Below are 22,188 nucleotides of genomic sequence, written 5' to 3' on the forward strand. Positions count from 1 at the left end.
TTCGCCGCGTGCAACGGCCGACGGCATTGGCGTGCCGTGCGGTGTGGCCGGGCAGCGTGGCGTGACATGCGGATGAAAACGAGCGGCGATTACTGCCGGATTATTTGATCCAAATCATGGCGTCCGCCGAATTGAATATTTTATGCGAGGAAAGGGTAAGGTTTTTCCCCAATATGCCGACAGTAAGATGAAGACCGTCGTAAAGCGATAAACCGTTTTTCGGCTACTGAGCGTGAATTCAGCGCGGCGCGGACGATAGATCCGCCTTTCGGAGCCTTGCATGCGCAATAACCAGCCCGTTACCCAACAGGAATTCGATTTTCCCGACGACGTCACGCTGATGTCGACGACCGACGCAGACAGCATCATCACCTACGCCAACACGACGTTCGCGCAGGTGAGCGGCTTCACGAACGAGGAACTCGTCGGCCAGCCGCACAACGTGGTGCGGCACCCGGACATGCCGCGCGAAGCGTTTGCCGACATGTGGGCGACGCTCAGGCGCGGCGAGCCGTGGACCGCGCTCGTGAAGAACCGCCGCAAGAACGGCGATCACTACTGGGTGCGTGCGAACGCGATTCCCGTGATGCGCGACGGCGAGCCGCAGGGCTACATGTCGGTGCGCACGAAGGCGCCGCACGACGAGAGCGAGGCCGCCGATGCGCTGTATCGCGCGTTCCGCGAAGGCAAGGCCGGTCAGCGCCGGTTTTACAGGGGGCTGGTGATCCGCACGGGGCTGCTGCGTATCGCGTCGCTGTCGCAGACGATGTCGGTGCGCGCGCGTGTGCATTCGGCGCTGTGCGTGCTTGCACCGGCGGTCGTCGGCGCGGGCTGGGCATGCGGGCTGGCTGGCGGCGGGCTCGCCGCGTTTGCCGGTGTGACGGTCGGCGTGGCGGCGGCGGCCGGCCTGTGGCTCGACGCGCAGATCGTGCGTCCGCTGAAGCGGCTGCACGACCAGGCGCTGAACGTCGCGACCGGCGAAAGCCGGCGCGGCGTGCGGATGAACCGCGTCGACGAGATCGGCATGACGCTGCGCACGATCAACCAGCTCGGGCTGATGTTCCGCTGGCTCGTCGACGACGTCAGCGAGCAGGTGCACAACGTGCAGCGCGCGAGCAACGAGATCGCGCAGGGCAACAACGACCTGAGCGCGCGTACCGAGCAGGCTGCGTCGAGCGTGCAGGAGACGGCCGCATCGATGGCCGAGATGACGGCGACCGTCGATAGCAACGCGGAGACCGCGCTGCAGGCGAACCGGCTCGCGATGTCGGCCAGCGAGGCGGCGGGGCGCGGCGGGCAAGCGGTGGGCGAGGTCGTCACGACGATGAGCGACATCACGGCCAGCTCGCGCAAGATCGCCGACATCATCGGCGTGATCGACGGCATCGCGTTCCAGACGAACATCCTTGCGCTGAATGCGGCGGTCGAAGCGGCACGCGCAGGCGAACAAGGCCGCGGCTTCGCGGTGGTCGCCGGTGAGGTGCGGGCGCTCGCGCAGCGCAGCGCGAACGCGGCGAAGGAGATCAAGACGCTGATCGGTGCGAGCGTCGACCGTGTCGAGTCGGGCGCGCGGCGCGTGGACGAGGCGGGCAAGACGATGGAGGACATCGTCGCGCAGGTGAAGCGCGTGTCGGACCTGATCGCGGAGATCAGCTCGTCGACGGCCGAGCAGAGCACCGGCGTGTCGCAGGTCGACCAGGCGGTCGTGCATCTCGACAACATCACGCAGCAGAACGCGGCGCTGGTCGAGCAGAGTACCGCGGCGTCGGAGAGCCTGAAGCAGCAGGCGACGCGGCTGGTGGATGCGGTGAACGTGTTCCGTTGAGCGTGGCTTGAACCGTTGGCCTTCACGCATTCCGACCGACATCATGCTTGGAGTACGCCGTTCAGTTGCGAACTGAACGGCGGGATCGGTCAAACCAGGGATTTTCCTGCCTTTCGGATTAACCGATGCTCACACCGTGAGCTTCCGCCAGAGGCTTCAGGCCACCAGTGAAGCCTTGTCCGATTGCCTTGAACTTGAATTCGTCGTTGTGGCGATACAGCTCGCCGAAGATCATGGCGGTTTCGGTGGAAGCGTCTTCGGATAGGTCGTAGCGGGCGATTTCCTTGCTGTCGGCCTTGTTCAGGACGCGGATATAGGCGTTGCTCACCTGGCCGAATGACTGCTTGCGGGCCTCGGCATCGTGAATCGTGACGGCGAAGACCAGCTTCTTCACGTCGGCCGCCAGACCCGTGAGCTTCACGTTGACCTGCTCGTCATCGCCATCGCCCTGGCCGGAGCGGTTGTCGCCCAGGTGCTCGATGGAGCCGTCGGCGGACTTCTTGTTGTTGTAGAAGATGAAGCTGGCGTCGTTCAGGACTTTGCCGCTTTCACCGGTAACGAAGATCGACGCGTCGAGGTCGAACTCGGTGCCGTCGGTGACTCGCGGGTCCCAGCCCAGGCCGACGACAACTTCGCTCAGGCCCGGTGCCTCTTTCGACAGGGAGACATTACCGCCTTTGGACAGACTTACAGCCATGGTGTGATTCCTTGTTCAGGTAAGGAGACTGTTCAGAAGTTCATGCCGTAGCCGTTGGCCAGGGCACGCAGGCCGCCGGCGTAGCCTTGGCCCACGGCGCGGAATTTCCACTCGCCGCTGCTGCGGTACAACTCCGCGAAGATCATCGCGGTTTCGGTGGAGGCGTCTTCCGCCAGGTCGTAGCGGACCACCTCGGCGCCGGAGATCTCGTTCACGACGCGGATGAACGAATTGCTGACCTGGCCGAAGTTCTGCTTGCGCGCTTCGGCGTCGTGGATGGTGACGGTGAAGGCGATCTTGTCGATGTCGGCCGGAACGCGGCTCAGGTCGACCTTGAGAACTTCGTCATCGCCGTCGCCAGCGCCGGTACGGTTGTCGCCGGTATGCTCGACAGAACCGTCCTGGCTGCGCAATTGGTTGTAGAAGATGAAGTCGGCTTCACCGCGGACTTTGCCGTTGGCCCCCAGCAGGAAGGCGCTGGCGTCCAGATCGAACTCGGTGCCATCGGTCGCGCGCGGGTCCCAGCCCAGGCCCACCAGGATCCTGGTCAGGCTCGGGTCGGTTTTGGATAGGGAGAGGTTGCCGCCTTTTTGAAGAGTCAGTGCCATGAAAACAGCTCCTTTGGGTTGTGACGGGTTACTGATTTTCGGCTTGCGCCTCTTCCTTGTTCGGGAAGATCACGCTGGCCAGGATTCCGATTGCCAGGACAACCAGTACGATGAGCAGGCTGGTGTTCGGGGAGATGCTGATGCCGTGGTGGAACAGATGGTCGGTCGCGTTCAAGCCCAACTTCGCCGCGATGAAGAACAGCAATACGACCACTGCCTTTTCCAGATGCACCACGTAGCGCTTCAGCGCTTCCAGAACGAAATACAGCGTGCGAAGGCCAAGGATTGCGAACAACATCGCCGAGTAGACGATCAGAGGTTCACGGCTGACCGCAATGACCGCCGGGACCGAGTCGAACGCGAACAGGACGTCGGACACTTCGATCACGACCAGGCAGAGGAACAGCGGAGTAGCGAACAGGCCGCCCTTGGCCGCCAGGCTCATGTCCCTCTCGGACGTCCGTACTTCCGCCTCGAGCTTCTTGCGGCTCACGAAAAAGTTGTGACCGTGCAGCCTGGGCCATACGGGGAAGAGCTTTTTCGCGAAGCGGCAAGCAAGATGCTGCGAGTAATCCTTCGCCTCGTCATCGTCGTCACCGCCCTTGAGCATCATGACGGCGGTCCACGCCACGATCAGCGCGAAGACGATCTCGACCCAGGGTCCGAATGCCAGCAGGCCGGTACCGATGACGACAAAGACACCACGGAATACGATGGCCCCGATGATGCCCCAGTGAAGAATGCGGTGACGCAAGCCGTCAGGGACCTTGAACCAGGCGAAGATCGCCATGAAGACGAACAGGTTGTCGACGGAGAGGACCTTCTCCAGTGCATAACCGGTAAGGAACAGGCTGGCCACTTCCGCGCCATGCTGCACGTACAGGAAGCCGGCGAATGCAAGGGAGATGGCCACCCAGAATACCGACCAGATCGACGCTCGGGCGAGGGTGATCGGCTTGTCGTCGCGGTGGGTAGCCATGTCCAGCAGCAGGGCGGCCAGTGCCAGGCCGACGAATACCGCCATGGTCAGCGGCGGGAAGCCAATGTGTGTCGTTTCCACGTTTCGGTTTCCTACAGTTCGAAGTCAACCGGGTTCAAGCCGAGCTCCAGGCAAATCAGGCGGCAAGCCGCTTTTTCCTTGTCGTCGAAATGGCCGTCGGATGCGCCAATGGCACAGGCCACGCGCACCAGCAAGCGTGCTTCGCCGTCCTTGCCCTTGATCTTGCCGATGGCCTTCAGCGCCTCGGCCTGGCCGATCTGGAAATCGAATTCGAACTTGCCGCAGGCGTCGCTGAACACCGTGATCACGTCGTTCAGGTTGAAGACCTTCAATTCCGGGGAGTTGTTGATGAAGCCGACCATCTTCAGCTTCTCTTCGGATTTGATCTCGCCATCCGCGGCGGAGATCAGCGCACAAGCATTGGCGGTTGCCTCCATGAACGTTCGGTTCTTGAATTTGGCGACTTCGATGGTCAAGGTTTCGCGGGCTTTGGCCGCGTTGGTTTTCAGCCAGTCGAGCATGTGTTTCCTCTCAGTGAGCGGGGCCGGACGGCCCCGCCGGGTCAATGGTTACTTGGAGCCTGCTTTCCAGCGCATACCCCAGCCGTAGGCACGATCCATTTCCTCGTGTCCGGGATGGAAGTCGACTCGACGAGAGACCTTGACGGCCCCGTTCACGTTTTCAAGAAGGGCAATCGCGCACATGCCGTGGCGGCCTCCCTCCTCATTCATGCGAACTTCGATTTCGGATTGGCCAGGCACGAAAATGGTTACAACACCATCAGTTGCCTTCCAGTTCGGAGCGCCGTCGTAGATGAACGCGAAAATCAGGATGCGTTCGATCTTGTTCCACTGTTGCCCATTGATGCGAAGCCACTCGCCATCGGCAACCGAGCCGGTACGGTCATCTCCCATGAGCTGGATGTACGGTTCCTCGCGCAGATCGCCGAAGCGCTTGCCGAGCGCCTGCACGGCCCCTTTGAATCCGTCCTGCATTTCGAACAGGCAACCCAGGTCCAGGTCGATGGCACCGCGTTTTCCCAGGAAGCCGCCGAGCAGGCCACTCGTACCCTGGTTCCAGTTCAGGTTCACCTTGATTTCACCGAAGCCGGCAGCGGTCTTCTCCAGACTGATGCTGGGGCGCGATTTGTCGAGCGTGATTTTGCTGAGCCGGATCGTGGACGTCGGCGCGCCAGGCGGTACCGGTGCGAGCGCCGGCGCCGGTACGGGAGGGCTCTGCGTCGGGCTATCGGAAGGCGTGGCAATGTCGACTCCGAAGTGCTTTGCCAGCGGCTCCAGGCCGCCTGCAAAGCCTTGTGCGACACAGCGGAACTTCCACGCGTCCTGACGCCGGTAAAACTCCCCGAGGATCAGCGCAGTCTCGTTCATCCCGGCAGTCGGAATCCGCGCTTCGATCCCTCCCGTAACGGCCACTGCCAGCATCGAAACGCTGTCGAAGGTCGCCTTGTTCTCATGGATGGTCGCGGTGAGCGCGACTTTCTCGACGGCAGGGTCGATCCGCCCGAGATCCACGGTGAACGTTGCCCGGCCGGTCGTGGTGGTGGTCAACTGAACCGCGCCACCCAGGACACTGGTTTGGCCGTAGAAGCACATGTCGCCATCGCCTCGGACTTTCGCGGCGGAGGTGAGCGCAAATGCAGAGATGTCGATCTCGGCGCCTGGAATCGGAGCGTAGCTGATGTCCACACGCAATTGACCGGTGGCAACCGGCGCATTTCCCCCAGGGACCAGTGTCGTCATGCTCGCACCGCCTGAATCGCCAGATTGACGAGATCGTCCGCGGTGCGGCCGTGGGTGGACTGGCCGATCGCCTTGAATTCCCAGCCGCCGCCGCCACGGCTGAGGCTAGCCATTACAACACCGGTGTGGCGACCTTTCTCCGCCAGGTTGAAGCGCGCCAGCTCCTGGTTCTTCGAGCCGTCGAGGATGCGGCAGTAGGCGTTTTCGACTTGGTCGAACGTCTGACCGCGGAAGCTGTTCACGGTGAACACCAGGTGCTGGACGGTGCCCGGCAGGCGCTGCAGGTCGACGTGGATGGTTTCATCGTCGCCATCACCTTCACCCGTCAGGTTGTCGCCGGAGTGCTCGATGGCACCGTCCTTGGATTCCAGTTGTCGGAACCAGACCAGATCGACGGATTTCATGTCGCCGTCCAGCAGGATGCAGGAAGCATCGAGGTCGATGTCGTTGCTGCCGCCACCCAGCATCTTGGAGAAGAAGCCGCCGGACTTTACCGGGTCCCAACCCAGGCCCAGACTGATCGAGGTCAAGCCACGGCCGGCGGTTTTTTCCAGCGAGATGCTCTGATTCTTGCTCAGGGTGAGTGCCATCTTTACGCTCCTTGTTGATCGTCAGTGTTCAGTGTTCGTTTGAGGGATCGGACGGAGTCACAATCCCGAGTTCCCGGCTTTGCTGAACCGCGAGCGGGATTGCCGCCACACGGGGAAAGAGTCGCCATGACTCGTCTTGCGCGGCAGCCGCTTACTCATGGTCCGGATGCAAGTCGCCGCTGCTGCTCGGCCGACATCGGGTCGGCGGACAGTAGGCCGTGTTCCTTTGGGGGCAGCCTCACGCATTTCCACGCTCATCAGCCGGCCTTCGCCAGTCGGACGCCGTGTTCGCTGCTACTCGGGGCGGTGGGCTTCACCCCATGCCATTTGGCACGTTCAAGGATGTTGACCGCCCACTTGTAGTGGGTTGCCGGCTCACACATCGCGTCGTTGTGCTTGAAAACGGCAGGGGCCGCATCGTTGACGATCAGCCTGGCGCAGTTGAAGTCCTCGAGGCTCACGCGCAGCGCCTCCTGAATGATGCGGATCTGGCTCGGGTGAATGGCCGTCTTCCCTACCAGGCCATGAGCGATGTCCAGTTCCAACTCCTCGTTCAGGAGATGGGGCGTGGCGAGTTGCTCGAAGACGGGCGCGGTCAGGGCAAATCCCTGGGCCCCCATGATTCCGGCAAGCATGGGAATCACGTAGCTGAGGGGCGTGCTGTAGAGCGTGGTGGCCGGATTGCGCCGCAGACCAAGACAACCCATCAGGTCGTTGCCGCCGATTCGCAGCGCGATGATGCGTCGGTTCAAGTTGGCCTTCAGGGCCGAGCCAAGCTCTACCATTGCGCCCGGGTCATAGACGTCGGCCGTCTCCAGGGTAGGCATGAGGTACAGGCCAGGATGACTGACCGCGTTCTCCCACGACGAAAGGGATTGCAGGGTCAACTTGGGTACGACGAACCCATCGACGTGCTTCATCAGCGGCCAGTCGTTCAGCACCGCGGCCATCGCGGCATCACGTGGCCGAACGAACAACAAGGGACCGGATTCGACGCGCCCTCCCCGGGCATCGATATTCATGAGGAGCGCCCGCAGGTTCACCAGCGCGCTTTCGACGTCGATTGCCGCCACCGCGTCTTCCAGACAGACCACCAGCGAGCGCAGCTCCGGGAGCCTGGTGCCGGAAACCACATCCAGAATGTCGCTGCGGGTGGCCGGCATGTACAGAGTTGCGCCGAGGGCGAACGGAGAGATGGTATTAATCAATTCGCATTCCGAATGATTGTTGCCGCGCGGTACGGACCCAGATCGGCGCCGGCTTCCTCTACGGTCACGCCCGCGCGTTCGGTGAGGTGCAGCAGCAACTGAACGTCGCTGTCATTGCGGTCACGTACCAGTACGCGATCCGGCACACGGCGCAGGACCGCTCGGGTTGCCTCGGCGATACCCGGTTTCACGCGGTTCAGGTTGCCGATGTCGAAGCGGGTTGCCAACGCGGACACCACGTCGTCCGCGGACGCCTGGAGCGTCAGTCGCTGATCGTTGGTCCAAGGAGCGGCAGGTCGAGCGTCTGCCAGTTCCCGACGTTCGGCGTCGATCCTGTCGATGAACTCGCGTGTTACATCGTGTTCGCGCAGGTGTTCGTAGACCACGCAACCATGCAGGCCGCCTTGAGTCGGCCAGATGGTGCGGGACACCAGCCCGGAAACGGTTGCACCGAGAATGCCGGACGGAATTGTCCAGTCTTTCGCGGAGGCAGCCAGCCACGCGCGGCCGCACGGATCTGCCAGAACCACGAGGCGCGGACCTTCAGGGAAACGCGTGTCGTCCGCCAGGGTCCGTGCGAGTTCGCCGGAAATGGCACCTTTGCCGGTCCAGCCATCTACGAAGACGATGTTTTCCGCGCCATGCAACCGGACGATGGCTTCCAGGGCAACCGTGTCGATTCCGCGATCGCGAATGATACTGATCCCGTAGTGGCGGGCGTCGCGCCCCATCTCCACGAGTGCCCGGCGCAGCAGCACGCCAAGCGGCAGGCCAGCGCGAACAAATGAGACCAGCGCGATGTCCGGCCCGGTGTAAGCGGCACTCAGTGCCATCGCCAGGGACTGCACATCCGAAGCCATGCGGGCGCCGTTCTGCACCAGCGCGCGGGCGTAAAGGCTCTTGTGCACGTCGGTGGGCGCCTGCTCGAGGCCGATCATTTCCGAGTAGTGTTTTTGATTCGACTGAATCAGACGCTCCTTCTCCTCGACGTCGGTGACGCTCATCCGCACGTGTCGCAGAAGAAAGTGCACGTCTTCGGGGGCATAGCTGCCGCTGCCGACGGTGTTCAGGCTCGCGAGGCGATTACCCATGGATCGTCCCCGTCACCCAATTCGCAAGCTGGCTGCGCGCCGGTGTCGCCCACATGTGGCAGAGGTCCATGTACCCCAGATCGGTGATGCTGTCGCCGAAGCCCAGGACCGGTCGCTCGCCGTGGATCTCACGGTCGCGGCGCAACCACTCCTGAACGGCGGCGCGCTTGGCCAGCCCCGTTGGCAGGAAGGCGAGGTTGTTGCCGTTGGCGTGAACGTGCATGCCGTCCACCATGCGCCGGGACCGAACTTCGGCCAGCACTTCGGCGAGCACCGAGTCGTCGGACTCGTTGTGCTTGACCACCACGTAGTGGCGCAAGCCTTCTTCTTCCACCACCCAGCCGCGGAGTGAGTAGCCGAGTTTCCTGCCGATCTCCAGCGTGGCCTCGCTCAGTGCCGGCAGTCGGTCATGAACGCTCCGGAGGACCTCGACCATTCGCCCGTGCCAGCTTCGATCGAGTAACCCGTCGGGACGGAGCATGACGCCCCCATGCGAGCAGATTGCGCCTTCGGTGAAGGGAAGCATGACGCGGCCGTATGCCTCCACGCTGCGCGCGGTGACCGGAACGACGTCGGCGGTGGCGAGCAACCACGTGATGAACGCGTGCTGGGCCGGGTCCATGAAGCCGTTTGGCTGACCGTGCACGTCCAGCGTGGCCGCGGTTCGCGGGACGCCTTCCGTCATCTTGCGGGCGGTCTGGAACAGGGTGTCGTCGAGGTCGACGAATGCCAGGGGGCGATTACCGCTCATCGACAATCACCTCTGCTTTCAGTGCGTCGACGAGTTCTGCAGGTAGTGCCTGAGAGGGGGTTTCCGTGCAGATCAGGACCCGGTCGAACTGGCCGGGCTTCACGTTGTAGAGAAAGTTCGGAATACAGAGGCCGTAGTTGTCGGGGAACGACAGCGCGTGCTCGATGGCATGGCCCAGAGCGATGGGGGACCGTGTGGTCGAGCTGAAGTGGACATCCGCGCCAGATCGCTCCAGGCGTTCCGCCAGCAGAAAAGGACGCCAGACGAACTCGCCGGTACCTACGACAATGACTTTCTCGCCGGGCTGGACCTGAACCGCCGGCGCGAGCGTGTCGTCCACATCCCGAACGCCCAGGCGTCCCCAGTCATTGCGGGGCGAGAGAGGCCATTCGCTCATGGAAACGGCGCCGACGTTCGGCATATCCGGGAGGGGCGCGGACTGATCCTCGTGGAACTGGTAGGAGCCGGTCAGCAGCGATACCGCGGTGACCTGTTCCCCGATGGCGTGACGAGTGGCACCGGCAGTCCAGTCCGTCAGGACGCACGTGACTACTCGCTGGACGTTGCTCAGACCTGCTTCGACCAGCGCGCGGTGCAGGTTCAGGAAGGTCTTGCCGGTGGAGGCTTCGTCATCCACGAGGATCAGCGATCGAGCCTTCAGCATCAGGTCACGAATCTCGGGATCGACCGGCAAGTGGATCAGATGAGCGCTCGCATGGCTGTGTTCTTCCTCGAATCGAGCAAAGACGCTGGTACCCAGCGGATGACGAGTACTGGTGAGGTACACGCTGTCAGGGCGGCCCGCACGATAGGCGCGGTGCACGCCGGCACCGAGGCCCACCGCGGTTTCGGCCATGCCGATCACCAGTACCGGTCCGGGCAGGTCCGCAGGAATTCCGGCCGCCAGGCGCTCGAAGCTGGCCGCCATGATCGACGGGCGCACCGGGATGTGACGGCCCAGGACCTTGGATACGAAGAGGAATGCTCGCTTGGGATTCCGGCGCTCTGCGAAACCGAACAGGTTCGCAGGGGGCAGGGCGGCGGCGTCGACTTTGATTTCGAGCAGCCCCCGCTTGAGTTGGGCGCGCAGGCACGTTGGTCCTACGTGGCTTTCCATGAACAGCATCCTCGTTTAGCGTGGCTCGAAGATCCACGACGACCGCCTGCGCCTGATGCGCAGTCGTTCAAGCCGCGTTCGCGCCGAGCGCCGGCACCCTCGGTCCGGCATCCCGAAACCTTTCAAAATGAAATTGAATCGTATCAAATTTGAAAGGTTAGTGGGTGTCCGCTTGTACCGATATCGCGATGGTTTTCGTTTTTCGGTTTTGTCAGAGAGGAGGGGCTTTGCGGGCCTGGTGTGGCCTGATGACGACGGTCAGCCGTTCGACCAAAGCCGATGCGGTGAGCGCGGTCCCGTGAAAGCGGTGAGGAGGAGGGAGGAAGGGGGAGGTGAGGAGGGGGCGAGATGACGCGGGCACGACGGAGAGAGAGGGACGCCGGCCCGCGTCGGACCGCCCGGTTCCGGGCGGTCAGTCAGGGCCTGTCACCGAAGTGGCAGGCCCTGAACCGTCAGACGGCGAGGCAGAGGTACTTGATCACGACGTAGTCGTCGATGCCGTAGTGCGAGCCTTCGCGGCCGAGGCCCGATTGCTTCACGCCACCGAACGGCGCGACTTCGTTCGAGATCAGGCCCGTGTTCACGCCGACCATCCCGTATTCGAGTGCTTCCGCAACCTTCCACACGCGGCCGATGTCGCGGCTGTAGAAGTACGCGGCGAGGCCGAACTCGGTGTCGTTCGCGAGGCGGATCACTTCGTCGTCGCTGCTGAACTTGAACAGCGGCGCGAGCGGCCCGAACGTCTCGTCCTTCGCGACCTTCATCGCCGACGTGACACCCGTCAGCACGGTCGGCTCGAAGAAGCCGTGGCCGAGCGCGTGGCGCTTGCCGCCCGTCACGACGGTCGCGCCCTTCGCGAGCGCGTCCTCGATATGCGCCTCGACCTTCAGCACCGCGGCTTCGTTGATCAGCGGACCTTGCGTGACGCCCGGCTCCGTACCGCGGCCCACCTTCAGCTGGCCGACGGCCGCCGCGAGCTTCTGCGCGAACTGGTCGTACACGGCTTCGTGCACGTAGAAGCGGTTCGTGCACACGCAGGTCTGGCCGCTGTTGCGGTACTTCGATGCGATCGCGCCCTGCACGGCCGCGTCGAGATCGGCGTCGTCGAACACGATGAACGGGGCATTGCCGCCGAGCTCCAGCGACACCTTCTTGACCGTCGCCGCGCACTGCGACATCAGCAGGCGGCCGACCGGCGTCGAGCCGGTGAACGACAGCTTGCGCACGATCGGGTTCGACGTCAGTTCGCCGCCGATCGCCTTCGGGTCGCCCGTGACGACGCTGAACACGCCGGCCGGCACGCCCGCGCGCTCGGCCAGCACGGCCATCGCGAGCGCGGAGAACGGCGTCGCCTCGGCCGGCTTCACGACGATCGGGCAGCCTGCCGCGAGTGCCGGGCCGACCTTGCGCGTGATCATCGCCGCCGGGAAGTTCCACGGCGTGATCGCCGCGCACACGCCGATCGCTTCCTTCGTCACGACGATGCGCTTGTCGCTCGCCGGCGTCGGGATCGTGTCGCCGTACACGCGCTTGCCTTCTTCCGCGAACCATTCGAGGAACGATGCGGCATAGCCGATCTCGCCCTTCGCTTCGGCCAGCGACTTGCCCTGTTCGGTCGTCAGGATCAGCGCGAGGTCATCGGCGTTTTCCATCATCAGGTCGTGCCACTTGCGCAGGACGACCGCGCGTTCCTTCGCGGTCTTCTTGCGCCACGCCGGCCATGCGGCGTTCGCGGCTTCGATCGCGTGACGCGTTTCGGCCGTGCCCATCGCCGGCACGGTGCCGAGCAGCCCGCCCGTCGCCGGGTTGCGGACCTCGAACGTCTCGCCGTTCGTCGCGCCTTGCCATTCGCCGTTGACGTACGCCTGCTGGCGGAACAGCGACGGGTCTTTCAGTGCCAGGGTTTCCTGAACAGTGCTCATATGAATCACCTGCTTCGAAAAGGACGGATGAAACGGCCGCCGCCGTCATGAAGACGGCGGCGGCGCATTCAATGGATGAAGTCGACGGGAACTCAGGCCGGCACGCCGACCGTTTCCTTCAGCACTTCCTCGAGGATCACGAGCGCTTCGTCGAACACGGCTTGCGTGATCGTCAGCGGGAACAGGAAGCGCACGACGTTCGAGTACACGCCGCACACGAGCAGCAGCAGGCCGCGCTCGAGCGCACGCGTCTGCACGCGCTTCGTGAATTCAGCATCCGGCTCGCCCGAACCCGGCTTCAGGAACTCGACCGCGATCATCGCGCCCGGGCCGCGCACGTCGGCGATCTGCGGCACGTCGGCCTGCAGTGCGTTCAGCTTCGCCTTCAGCACGTCGCCGAGTTGCGTCGCGCGCTCGCACAGCTTCTCTTCCTCGATGATCTCGAGCACCGCGTGTGCCGATGCGACGGCCAGCGGGTTGCCCGCGTACGTGCCGCCGAGGCCGCCAGGCGCTGCCGCGTCCATCACGTCCGCACGGCCGACGACGCCCGACAGCGGCATGCCGCCCGCGAGGCTCTTCGCCATCGTGATCAGGTCGGCCAGCACGTCGTAGTGCTGCATTGCAAACAGCTTGCCGGTACGCGCGAAGCCCGTCTGGACTTCGTCGGCGATCAGCAGGATGCCGTGCTCGTTACAGATCTTGCGCAACGCGCGTACGAACTCGGCCGGCGCTGCGTAGAAGCCGCCTTCGCCCTGGACCGGTTCGAAGATGATCGCGGCGACGCGCTTCGGATCGATGTCGGCCTTGAACAGCATCTCGATCGCCTTGATCGAGTCGGCGGTCGTCACGCCATGCACGGCGTTCGGGTACGGGGCGTGGAACACGTCGCCCGGGAACGGGCCGAAGTTCAGCTTGTACGGAGCGACCTTGCCGGTCAGCGCCATGCCCATCATCGTGCGGCCGTGGAAGCCGCCCGAGAACGCGATGACGCCTGGCCGGCCGGTGGCTGCACGCGCGATCTTGATCGCGTTCTCGACGGCTTCGGCGCCGGTCGTGAAGAACGCGGTCTTCTTCGGGAAATCGCCCGGCGCACGTTCGTTGATCTTTTCAGCCAGCTCGACGTACGACGCGTACGGGACGATCTGGTAAGCGGTGTGCGTGAAGTTGTTCAGTTGATCCGCGATCGCCTTGACGATCTTCGGGTGGCGGTGGCCGGTGTTCAGTACCGCGATGCCGGCGGCGAAATCGATGAAGCGGCGGCCTTCGACATCCCACAGTTCCGCGTTCTCGGCGCGGGCTGCGTAGAAATCGCACATCACGCCGACGCCGCGCGGGGTGGCGGCGTTCTTGCGGGCCTGCAGGTCGGCATTCTTCACGGTCATCTCCTTGATGTTCTTTCCGGTGGGTAGAAAATCGGGCGCTTCGACAGCCCATGGAGGCGACTATAATCACATTTGGCTCTGACAATCAGAGCCATTTCAATAAATATTCAGGAGCCAATCATGCGCGCGAGCGTGTTGTCGGACTGGCTGGCGCAGCGCCTCGTGCGCGGCGGCGAACAGCCGATCTACCGGCAGCTTCACCGGCTGCTGCAACAGGCGATCCTGTCGCGTGAACTGCCGGCCGGCACGCGCGTGCCGTCGTCGCGGCTCCTGGCCGCCGAGCTCGGGATCGCGCGCAACACGGTCACGCAGGTTTACGAACAGCTTGCACTCGAAGGCTACGTGAACTCGGCGACCGGCCGCGGCACGTTCGTCGCCGACAGCGCGCCGGACGAGATCGTCGGTGCGCCGCCCGACGCGGCCGCCGCCACGCGTCCGGCGCTCGTGCAGCCGTCCGCGCGGCGGCTGTCCGCGCGCGGCACGCGCCTCGTCGAAGGCGCCGGTGTATCGAAACGGCAGGGCGGCGCGTTCATGCCGGGCGTGCCCGATGTGTCGCGATTTCCGGCGCGCGTGTGGACGCGGTTGCACAACAAATACTGGCGGCGGCTGCGTCCCGACCTGCTGACCTACGCGCCGGGCGGCGGGCTCGCGCTGCTGCGCGAGGCGCTGGCCGATTACCTGCGCACGTCGCGCTCGGTGCGCTGCACGCCCGAGCAGATCGTGATCACGACCGGGATCCACCAGTCGATCGACCTCGCGGTGCGGCTGCTGACCGACCCGGGCGACGCGATCTGGACCGAGGATCCGTGCTATTGGGGCGTGCGCAGCGTACTGAACGTGTCGGGGCTGACGACGCGGCCGATCCCGGTCGACGACGAAGGCATCGCGCCGTCGGCCGCCGATCTCGCCGAACCGCCGAAGCTGATGCTCGTCACGCCGTCGCACCAGTATCCGCTCGGGATGGTGATGAGCCTCGCGCGGCGGCGGATGCTGCTCGAATACGCGCGCCAGCACGGCTGCTGGATCATCGAGGACGACTACGACAGCGAATTCCGCTACGGCAGCCGGCCGCTCGCGTCGCTGCAGGGTCTCGATACGGCCGGGCAGGTGATCTATGTCGGCAGTTTCGGCAAGACGCTGTTCCCCGGGCTGCGGGTCGGCTATCTGGTCGCGCCGGAGGCGCTCGCGGAAAGTTTCGCGACCGCGAGCGCCGAGCTGTATCGCGAAGGGCAGTTGCTGCAACAGGCCGTGCTGGCCGAATTCATCGCGGAAGGGCACTTCGTGTCGCATATCCGCAAGATGCGCACGCTGTACGGGCAGCGGCGCGAGGTGCTGCTCGACGCGGTCGCGCAACGCTATGGCGACACGCTGCACGCGCTCGGCAGCGATGCGGGGCTGCATCTGGTCACGCAGTTGCCGGACGGCGTCGACGATCGCGCGGTCGCGCAGGCCGCGCTCGAACGCAACATCGTCGTGCGGCCGTTGTCGGGCTATTACGCGGATCGCGAACGTGCGGCGTCGGGGTTGTTGCTCGGTTATGCGTGCGTGCCGGAGGACGAGATCGCGACCGCGTTCGCGACGCTCGCCGAGGCGATCGACGAGCGGGCGTTTGGCAAGGCGGTTGAGCTGGCTTGAGCAGCGCTTCCGGTCACGGCATGGTGTTACGACACTCGCCGCGGCCATCGAGACTGGACGGCGTCATGCGCTCTCGACGGCTGAGAGCGCATGCGCGTCCTGCAGATCCTGCCGCGAACCTCAATACCCGATCCACACAGCGAACGTCAGTACGACGCACGACAGTGCGAGCAGCGTCAGGAACAGCGGCAGCACGAAGCGGATCCATGCGCCGAAATCGACGCGTGCCGTTGCCAGATACGCGAGCAGCATCCCCGACGTCGGCGTGACGAGGTTCGTCAGCCCGCCGCCGAGCACGAACGCAAGCACCGACGTCTGGCCGCTCACGCCCGAGAGCTGCGCGATCGGCCCGATGATCGGCATGCTGACCGCGGCCTTGCCCGACACCGACGGAATGAACACGTCGAGCACCATCTGCACACCCATCAGCCCGTTCGCGACCCACACCGGCGATTGCCCGTCCGCGAGGCGCGTGAAGAAGTTGATCAGCGTGTCGAGCACGAGGCTGTTCTGCAACAGCAGTTCGACGGACGCCGCGAGCCCCATCAACAGCGCGGCGAGGATCATGTTCTTCATCCCGTCGACGAACGCATCGGCCGCACTGCGCGAATCGAGCCCGCCGATGACGGCCGTCGCGATGCTCACGGCCGTGTAGAACGCCGCCAGCTCGACGTTGCCCCACTTCAGTTCGCGCGTGCCGTAGATCAGCATCGCGACCGCCGCGGCGAACACGACCAGCGTTGCCTTGTGACGCAGCGACAGCTTCGCGGCTGCGTGCGCGGCATGGCCCGCGGCGGTCTGCCCGGCCTGATAGCCGGTGTTGCGCACATGGCGCAGCAGGTACAGGATGCCGATCGTCAGGAATACGACGAATACGGCTGCGCGCAGCGCGACGCCGCTGAACAACGGCACGCCGACCAGTGGCTGCGCGACGGCGAGTGCGAGCGGGTTAGTGACCGACGCGATATAGCCGATCTTCGCGGCGAGCGCGACGAGCGCGACCGCGAACAGGTCGGACAGACCCAGGCGCCGCGCGATCACGACCACCATCGGAATGATCACGAGGTACTCGGAGATGAAGCCGAGCAGCGTGCTGCCGAGCCCGATCAGGATCATCAGCATCGGTGTCAGCAGGTACGCATTGTTGCCGGTGAGCTGCAGCAGCCGGTCGATGCCGGCGTCGACTACGCCGGTGCGGCGCATCACGCCGAACATCCCGCCGACGAACATCACCATCACGATCAGCGGCGCGTTCTTCAGCAGCCCTTGCGGCACCGCGACGAACGCCGAGACCAGGCTTGCCGGCAGCGCCTGCGCGGACGTGCTGTGGCTGACGGCCGGCGCGACGAGCGTTGAGAGGGCGGTCGTCTTCGGCACTACGTGATAGGTGCCCGGCACGACGAGCCGGCCGTTGCGCGCGAACTGGCCCGAGTCGACGAGCCACGTGAGTGCGATCGCGGCGGCGAGCACCCACAGCATCATCACGACGGGGTGCAGCATCTTGCCGTGCGGATGCGGCGCGTGACCGGCGGGCGCCGCCGGATCGTCGGCCGCGAGCGCGGGTGTGTCGGCGCCGTGCGCGGCGGCCGGGTTCGGGGAAGAGGCGGACATCGGATCCTCGTCGAAGAAGAAGTGGCCCGTCAGGCCGGTTGCAGCGCGGCGCGCGCCGGGACGTAGCCGAGTTCGGCGGAAATGGCGAGGCTGCACGCCTGCAGGCGTTCGAGATAGTCGGGAATGTCGGCGTGGCTCACGCGCACCTCGGGCCCCGTCACGCTGACCGACGCGACTGTCGCGCCCGTGAGGTCGCGCACCGGCACCGCGATCCCGACCGCGCCGGGCGTCACCTCGCCGCTGCTCACCGCGTAGCCCTTGCGGGCGACCGCGTCGAGTTCGCCGGCGAGCTTCGCCGGGTCGTCGGCCTGCCCGTTTCGGCGCAGTTGCGCGAGATATTCGTCGCGCACCGCGTCGGGCGCGAACGCGAGCAGCACCTTCCCCGACGCGCCGAAATTGATCGGTCGGCGATTGCCGACCGCGCCGACGGTGCGCACCGCGTGCGTCGTCTCGCAACGCGCGACGCATACCGATTCGAGCCCTTCGCGTACGCGCAGCACGATGGTCTCGTTGATCGCCTGGTTGAGCGCGAGCATGTGCCGGTGTGCGGCGCGCACGAGCGCGTTCTGCTGCGACGCGGCCACGCCGATCACGAACGCCTGCGGACCGAGCGCATAGGTGGACGTGCGCGGGTCCTGCACGACGAAGCGGTGCAGTTCGAGCGTGCACAGCATCCGGTACGTGCGCGACTTGTTGATGCCGAGTTGCGAGGCGAGCTCGGTCACGCCGAGGTTCGGATGCTCGGCCACGTAGGTCAGCAGCTTCAGCGCGCTGTCGACGGCGTCGACGATGTAGGTCGTCATGCGGTGTCTCCTTGCGACGCGATGCGCGTGCGGACGTAGTCGGCGAGTGCATCGAGATACGCGTCGATCGAGCGCTTCAGCGCGGCGAAGCCCGCATGTTTCGCGAACGCGGCCTCGTCCATGTACAGCGCGCGGTTGAATTCGATCTGGATGCTGTGGCGCTGCCGCGTGGGATCGGCGAGCGCGGTCAGCAGGTCGCCGCCCTGGTACGGGTCGTTGACCTGTACGCGATAGCCGGCGCCGGTGAACCACTGCGCGGTCCACGCGGTGAAGGCCGGGTCGGCGGTCGTGCCGCGCCGGTCGCTGACGACGACGTCCGGCCGCAGCGCGCCCGCGTCGACGTTCATCGCGTTGCCGCGCGACTTCATCGAATGGCAGTCGATGTGCCACAGCGCGCCGTGCGCGGCATGCAGCGGCTCGGCGATGCCGGCGAGCGCGTGGCGGTACGGCAGGTAGTACGCGTCGATCCGGTGGCGTACCTCCGCGAGCGACAGCTTGCGGTCGTACAGCGGCACGCCGGGCAGCGCGTCGCGCCGGATCAGCCCCATCCCGCGCTGCGTGTACGGCTGCGGCGACAGCGGCTCGGGCCACGGCTCGGCGAGCAGCATCGCGTCGATGTCGGTTTCCGCACGGTTCGGATCGATGTACGCGCGCGGAAACGTCGCGCCGAGCAGCGTGCCGCCGCGCGCAGGGGCGCCGGCCCACAGTTCGTCGATGTACGCGTCCCACGTGGTGCGGATCGCGTCGTCGGGCGCGACCGTGGCGAAATCCGGCGGATACGCGATGCCGCTGTGCGGCGAGTCGACGACGATCGGCAGGGCGGGCACCGTCGGCGTCGTGACGAAATACGCGGGCGATGCGTCGGCAGTCGCGTTGTTGCAATTAAACGTCAGCATGGGGATCAGGTTCTTTACCTAGTTTCTCGAGGCGTCTCGTTATTTGGTTTTAATCATTAAAACAACGTATCAATATTTCACAACGACTGAAAATCGCGGTCAAGGGCTTTTTGCGATACCGGGATTACGTGCCGAGATCGGCCTGTAATGCCCGTTGTTATTGGGCCTGTTTCATTCCTCGAAACACCTGATGATTCAGGGGCATTGGACTCCCGTGTGCGTTTTTTTGCATCGCTTGACGCTTCAAATCGCCGAATTCGACAATGAATAAGACGATGTTTTATTCAATAAAACACGTTTCGAGCGAAATAAATCGCTCACCATATTCAATCGACAAAAGGGGTCGGAGATGAAGCGGAAAGGGATGGCAGTCGCGCTGGCGGGTATCGCAATGGCGGCGGGTGCGACGCAAGCACGGGCGCAATCGAGCGTGACGCTGTATGGCGTGGTCGATTCGGGGATCACGTACACGAACAACCAGAACGGCCACGCTGCATGGCAGGCGACCGGCGGCAACGAGCAGGGCACGCGTTTCGGGCTGCTCGGCAAGGAGGACCTCGGCGGCGGCACGCGCGCGGTGTTCCGGCTCGAGAACGGCTTCAACATCGAGAGCGGTGCCGCGAGCCAGGGCGGCCGGCTGTTCGGGCGCCGGGCGTACGTCGGGCTGGAAAACGACCGCTGGGGCACGCTGACGATGGGCCGCCAGTACAACGCGGCGCAGGAAGTGCTGGAGCCGCTGCAGATCGGCGCGACCACCGCGCTCACGCAGTACGCGCTGCATCCGTTCGACACCGACGACCTGAACAACACGTTCCGCACCAACAACTCGGTGCAGTACCAGACGCCCACGTGGTACGGGCTGCGCGCGGTCGGCCTGTACGGTTTCTCGAATTCGACGTCGTTCGCGCAAAACCGCGTGTGGAGCCTCGGCGCGAGCTACGAGAACGGGCCGCTGCAACTCGGCGCGGCGTACGTGCGCGTCGATCATCCGGCGCTCGATACGACCGGCGCGGCGGCCTCCGACAACTACTACACGTTCATCAAGGGCGTGACGCGCCAGCAGATCTGGGGCGCGGGCGGCGCGTATGCGTGGGGCGCCGCGACGTTCGGGCTGCTGTACACGAGCTCGCTGTTCAACCTGCAGACGGGCGGCGCGATGCGCTTCAACAACTACGAGGGCAGTGTGCGCTACCTGATGACGCCCGCATTGCAGTTCGCGCTCGGCGAAACCTACACGCAGGTGCTCGCGTCGCAGGGGCCGAAGCCGAGTTCGCACTACCTGCAGACGAGCGTCGGCGCGCAGTATTTCCTGTCGAAGCGCACCGATATCTACGTGAATGCGTTCTACCAGCGCGCGTCGTCGAACGCGGTGGCCGCGATAGAAGGGATCTCGAATCCGTCGAGCACACGCACGCAGATCGTCGCGGTGACGGGTATCCGCCACAAGTTCTGACGCGGCGGCAGGTTGCGGGCGGGGTGCTTTCTGCTTACAGCCGGATCAGCGCCGCGCCCGCGACCACCAGCGCGCACGCGGCGAGCCGCTGCGCGCCGGGCCGCTCGCGCATCACGAGCCAGCCGATCGCGACCGCGAAGATCGAGCTGGTTTCGCGCAGCGCCGACACCGTCCCGACCGGCAAGTACCGGTACGCGAGGATCACGATCCCGTATGCGGCGAGCGAGATCGTGCCGGCGATCGCGCCCTGCGTGAGTGCCGTGCGCGAGCCGAGCACCGCGCGCGGGCCGCCTCGCACCGCGCAGACCAGCACGAACTGCGGCACGCTCCACAGCACGTACACCCACGCGATGTAGCCGAGCGCGCTGCCGGACACGCGCGAGCCGATGCCGTCGCAGATCGAATACGCGGCGATGAACACGCCCGTGAGCAGCGCAAACGGCACGCCTTCGCCGGAGAACCGGAAGCCGCGCCGCAGCGCGAGCGACATGATGCCGAACGACACGAGCGCGATGCCCGCGAAGCCGAGCGGCGTCGGCTGTTCGTGGAGGAATGCGAGCGCCAGCACCGACACGAGCAGCGGCGAAATCCCGCGCGCGATCGGATAGATCTGCCCGAACTCGCCGCTGCGGTACGCGCGCGCCAGCGTGAAGCAGTACGCAACCTCGAGCGCGGCCGACCCGGCGATATACGGCCACGCGGCGGGCGCCGGCGCAGGCAGCAGCACGGCGCCGGCGACGCCGAACACGAAATACGGCAGTGACATCGTGCCGAGCTGTACGAGCCGGTCTTCGCTGACGTGGAGGAAGGCATTCCAGATCGCGTGCAGCAACGCGGAGCACAGCACGAGGCCGATGAAGAGGTGGTCCATGGACGAAGGGGCGGACAAGGGGCGGGAGCGGAGGAGGCGCCGTCATTATGTGGGTATCGGGCGCATTCGCATGGAATTGTCGATAATGACGTGTTGTTATTCACCGGATGCCGACAATGACCGAAGCCACTCAAGCCCAGCCTGCCGTTCCGCGCCTCACTAGCCTGTCGCATGGCGGCGGCTGCGGCTGCAAGATTGCGCCGGGCGTGCTGTCCGAGCTGCTGAAGCGCGCGACGCCGCCCGCGCTGTTCCCGGATCTGCTGGTCGGCACCGAGACGTCCGACGACGCGGCCGTCTACCGCCTCAACGACGAGCAGGCGATCGTCGCGACCACCGACTTCTTCATGCCGATCGTCGACGATCCGTTCGACTTCGGCCGCATCGCCGCGACCAACGCACTGTCCGACGTCTATGCGATGGGCGGCAAGCCGATCCTCGCGCTCGCACTGGTCGGCATGCCGATCAACGTGCTGCCGCACGAGACGATCGCGGCCGTGCTGCGCGGCGGCGAATCGGTGTGCGCGGAGGCTGGCATTCCGGTCGCGGGCGGTCATTCGATCGATTCCGTCGAGCCGATCTACGGGCTCGCGGCGATCGGCGTCGTGCATCCGTCGCGCGTGAAGCGCAATGCGGCCGCACGCGCGGGCGACGTGCTCGTGCTCGGCAAGCCGCTCGGCGTCGGTGTGCTGTCCGCCGCGCTGAAGAAGAACCAGCTCGACGCAGCGGGTTACGCGCAGATGGTCGCGACGACCACCAAGCTGAACCGGCCGGGCGCCGAGCTCGCCGCGCTGCCGGGCGTGCATGCGCTGACCGACGTCACGGGCTTCGGCCTGCTCGGCCATACGCTCGAGCTGGCGCGCGGCGCGCACCTCACCGCGCGCGTGCACTATGCGTCGCTGCCGTGGCTCGCGGGCGTCGAGGCGTTCGTTGCCGACGGCGTGTTCACCGGCGCGTCGGGCCGGTGAACA

Annotated in this window: 19 protein-coding genes and 1 pseudogene; 4 read left to right on the forward strand and 16 right to left on the reverse strand. The window is 65.1% G+C overall.

Translation table 11 applies throughout. From position 1 onward, the window contains the following. The first annotated feature begins 280 nt into the window (after positions 1-280). On the forward strand, positions 281-1,825 hold the full coding sequence (locus G3O06_RS16225) for a PAS domain-containing methyl-accepting chemotaxis protein (RefSeq protein WP_205816749.1): 1,545 nt from the start codon (positions 281-283) through the stop codon (positions 1,823-1,825). A 118-nt stretch (positions 1,826-1,943) separates the two neighbouring features. Here the strand turns inward: G3O06_RS16225 and G3O06_RS16230 are convergent, their stop codons facing one another. The 12 genes from G3O06_RS16230 to G3O06_RS16285 all read right to left on the reverse strand — a co-directional run bounded on the left by G3O06_RS16230 (position 1,944) and on the right by G3O06_RS16285 (position 13,951). After that, complete coding sequence (locus G3O06_RS16230; protein WP_205816750.1) at positions 1,944-2,522, reverse strand: TerD family protein; 579 nt, start codon at positions 2,520-2,522, stop codon at positions 1,944-1,946. Positions 2,523-2,554: 32 nt separating this feature from the next. After that, on the reverse strand, positions 2,555-3,130 hold the full coding sequence (locus G3O06_RS16235; RefSeq protein WP_174916323.1) for a TerD family protein: 576 nt from the start codon (positions 3,128-3,130) through the stop codon (positions 2,555-2,557). Positions 3,131-3,158: 28 nt separating this feature from the next. Continuing rightward, entirely contained in the window at positions 3,159-4,190 is a 1,032-nt protein-coding gene (locus tag G3O06_RS16240; protein ID WP_205816751.1) for a TerC/Alx family metal homeostasis membrane protein, read from the reverse strand. A gap of 11 nt (positions 4,191-4,201) precedes the next feature. Then, a complete protein-coding gene (locus G3O06_RS16245; RefSeq protein ID WP_166889968.1) occupies positions 4,202-4,651 on the reverse strand; it encodes a tellurite resistance TerB family protein in 450 nt (149 codons plus the stop codon). A 48-nt stretch (positions 4,652-4,699) separates the two neighbouring features. Then, positions 4,700-5,890: a TerD family protein gene (locus tag G3O06_RS16250; protein WP_205816752.1), complete on the reverse strand. Its 1,191-nt coding sequence runs from the start codon at positions 5,888-5,890 to the stop codon at positions 4,700-4,702. Beyond that, a complete protein-coding gene (locus tag G3O06_RS16255; RefSeq protein ID WP_174916320.1) occupies positions 5,887-6,480 on the reverse strand; it encodes a TerD family protein in 594 nt (197 codons plus the stop codon). The genes G3O06_RS16250 and G3O06_RS16255 overlap by 4 nt, the downstream gene beginning before the upstream one ends. 257 nt (positions 6,481-6,737) lie before the next feature. Further along, positions 6,738-7,688: an HpcH/HpaI aldolase/citrate lyase family protein gene (locus tag G3O06_RS16260; RefSeq protein ID WP_241020063.1), complete on the reverse strand. Its 951-nt coding sequence runs from the start codon at positions 7,686-7,688 to the stop codon at positions 6,738-6,740. Then, positions 7,685-8,779 (reverse strand): cysteine protease StiP family protein, encoded by a 1,095-nt coding sequence (locus G3O06_RS16265; RefSeq protein WP_205816753.1) that lies wholly within the window; start codon positions 8,777-8,779, stop codon positions 7,685-7,687. The genes G3O06_RS16260 and G3O06_RS16265 overlap by 4 nt, the downstream gene beginning before the upstream one ends. Beyond that, complete coding sequence (locus G3O06_RS16270) at positions 8,772-9,530, reverse strand: trehalose phosphatase (RefSeq protein ID WP_205816754.1); 759 nt, start codon at positions 9,528-9,530, stop codon at positions 8,772-8,774. Before G3O06_RS16270 ends, G3O06_RS16265 begins: the two co-directional genes overlap by 8 nt. Continuing rightward, positions 9,520-10,647: a phosphoribosyltransferase domain-containing protein gene (locus G3O06_RS16275; RefSeq protein ID WP_205816755.1), complete on the reverse strand. Its 1,128-nt coding sequence runs from the start codon at positions 10,645-10,647 to the stop codon at positions 9,520-9,522. Before G3O06_RS16275 ends, G3O06_RS16270 begins: the two co-directional genes overlap by 11 nt. A gap of 452 nt (positions 10,648-11,099) precedes the next feature. Beyond that, positions 11,100-12,569, reverse strand: a complete 1,470-nt coding sequence (gene gabD, locus G3O06_RS16280; protein ID WP_205816756.1) for an NADP-dependent succinate-semialdehyde dehydrogenase — start codon at positions 12,567-12,569, stop codon at positions 11,100-11,102. Positions 12,570-12,661: 92 nt separating this feature from the next. Then, positions 12,662-13,951, reverse strand: a complete 1,290-nt coding sequence (locus G3O06_RS16285; protein ID WP_174916315.1) for a 4-aminobutyrate--2-oxoglutarate transaminase — start codon at positions 13,949-13,951, stop codon at positions 12,662-12,664. A gap of 120 nt (positions 13,952-14,071) precedes the next feature. Between G3O06_RS16285 and G3O06_RS16290 the strand changes: the two genes are divergently transcribed. Then, a complete protein-coding gene (locus tag G3O06_RS16290) occupies positions 14,072-15,586 on the forward strand; it encodes a PLP-dependent aminotransferase family protein (protein WP_205816757.1) in 1,515 nt (504 codons plus the stop codon). Positions 15,587-15,706: 120 nt separating this feature from the next. Here G3O06_RS16290 and G3O06_RS16295 read toward each other — a convergent pair whose 3' ends face one another. Genes G3O06_RS16295 through G3O06_RS16305 form a run of 3 tightly spaced genes read right to left on the reverse strand, consistent with a single transcriptional unit; the run spans position 15,707 to position 18,896 of the window. Then, positions 15,707-17,197, reverse strand: a complete 1,491-nt coding sequence (locus G3O06_RS16295; RefSeq protein ID WP_174916313.1) for a YfcC family protein — start codon at positions 17,195-17,197, stop codon at positions 15,707-15,709. A 29-nt stretch (positions 17,198-17,226) separates the two neighbouring features. Then, on the reverse strand, positions 17,227-18,000 hold the full coding sequence (locus G3O06_RS16300; RefSeq protein WP_174971138.1) for an IclR family transcriptional regulator: 774 nt from the start codon (positions 17,998-18,000) through the stop codon (positions 17,227-17,229). Continuing rightward, entirely contained in the window at positions 17,997-18,896 is a 900-nt protein-coding gene (locus G3O06_RS16305; protein WP_205816758.1) for an N-formylglutamate amidohydrolase, read from the reverse strand. Before G3O06_RS16305 ends, G3O06_RS16300 begins: the two co-directional genes overlap by 4 nt. Positions 18,897-19,245: 349 nt before the next feature. Here G3O06_RS16305 and G3O06_RS16310 point away from each other — a divergent pair, with 349 nt between their 5' ends. Then, a complete protein-coding gene (locus G3O06_RS16310; RefSeq protein WP_174971133.1) occupies positions 19,246-20,349 on the forward strand; it encodes a porin in 1,104 nt (367 codons plus the stop codon). 34 nt (positions 20,350-20,383) lie between these two features. On the opposite strand, the gene G3O06_RS16315 is transcribed toward G3O06_RS16310, so the two are convergent. Continuing rightward, on the reverse strand, positions 20,384-21,220 hold the full coding sequence (locus tag G3O06_RS16315) for a DMT family transporter (RefSeq protein ID WP_174916309.1): 837 nt from the start codon (positions 21,218-21,220) through the stop codon (positions 20,384-20,386). Between the two features lie 116 nt (positions 21,221-21,336). Here G3O06_RS16315 and selD point away from each other — a divergent pair. Then, a pseudogene (gene selD / locus G3O06_RS16320) lies at positions 21,337-22,182 on the forward strand (selenide, water dikinase SelD); the annotation flags it as partial. Between the last annotated feature and the right edge of the window lie 6 nt (positions 22,183-22,188).

It is taken from the genome of Burkholderia sp. Ac-20345 (genome assembly GCF_017104825.1).
GTDB lineage: Bacteria > Pseudomonadota > Gammaproteobacteria > Burkholderiales > Burkholderiaceae > Burkholderia > Burkholderia lata_B.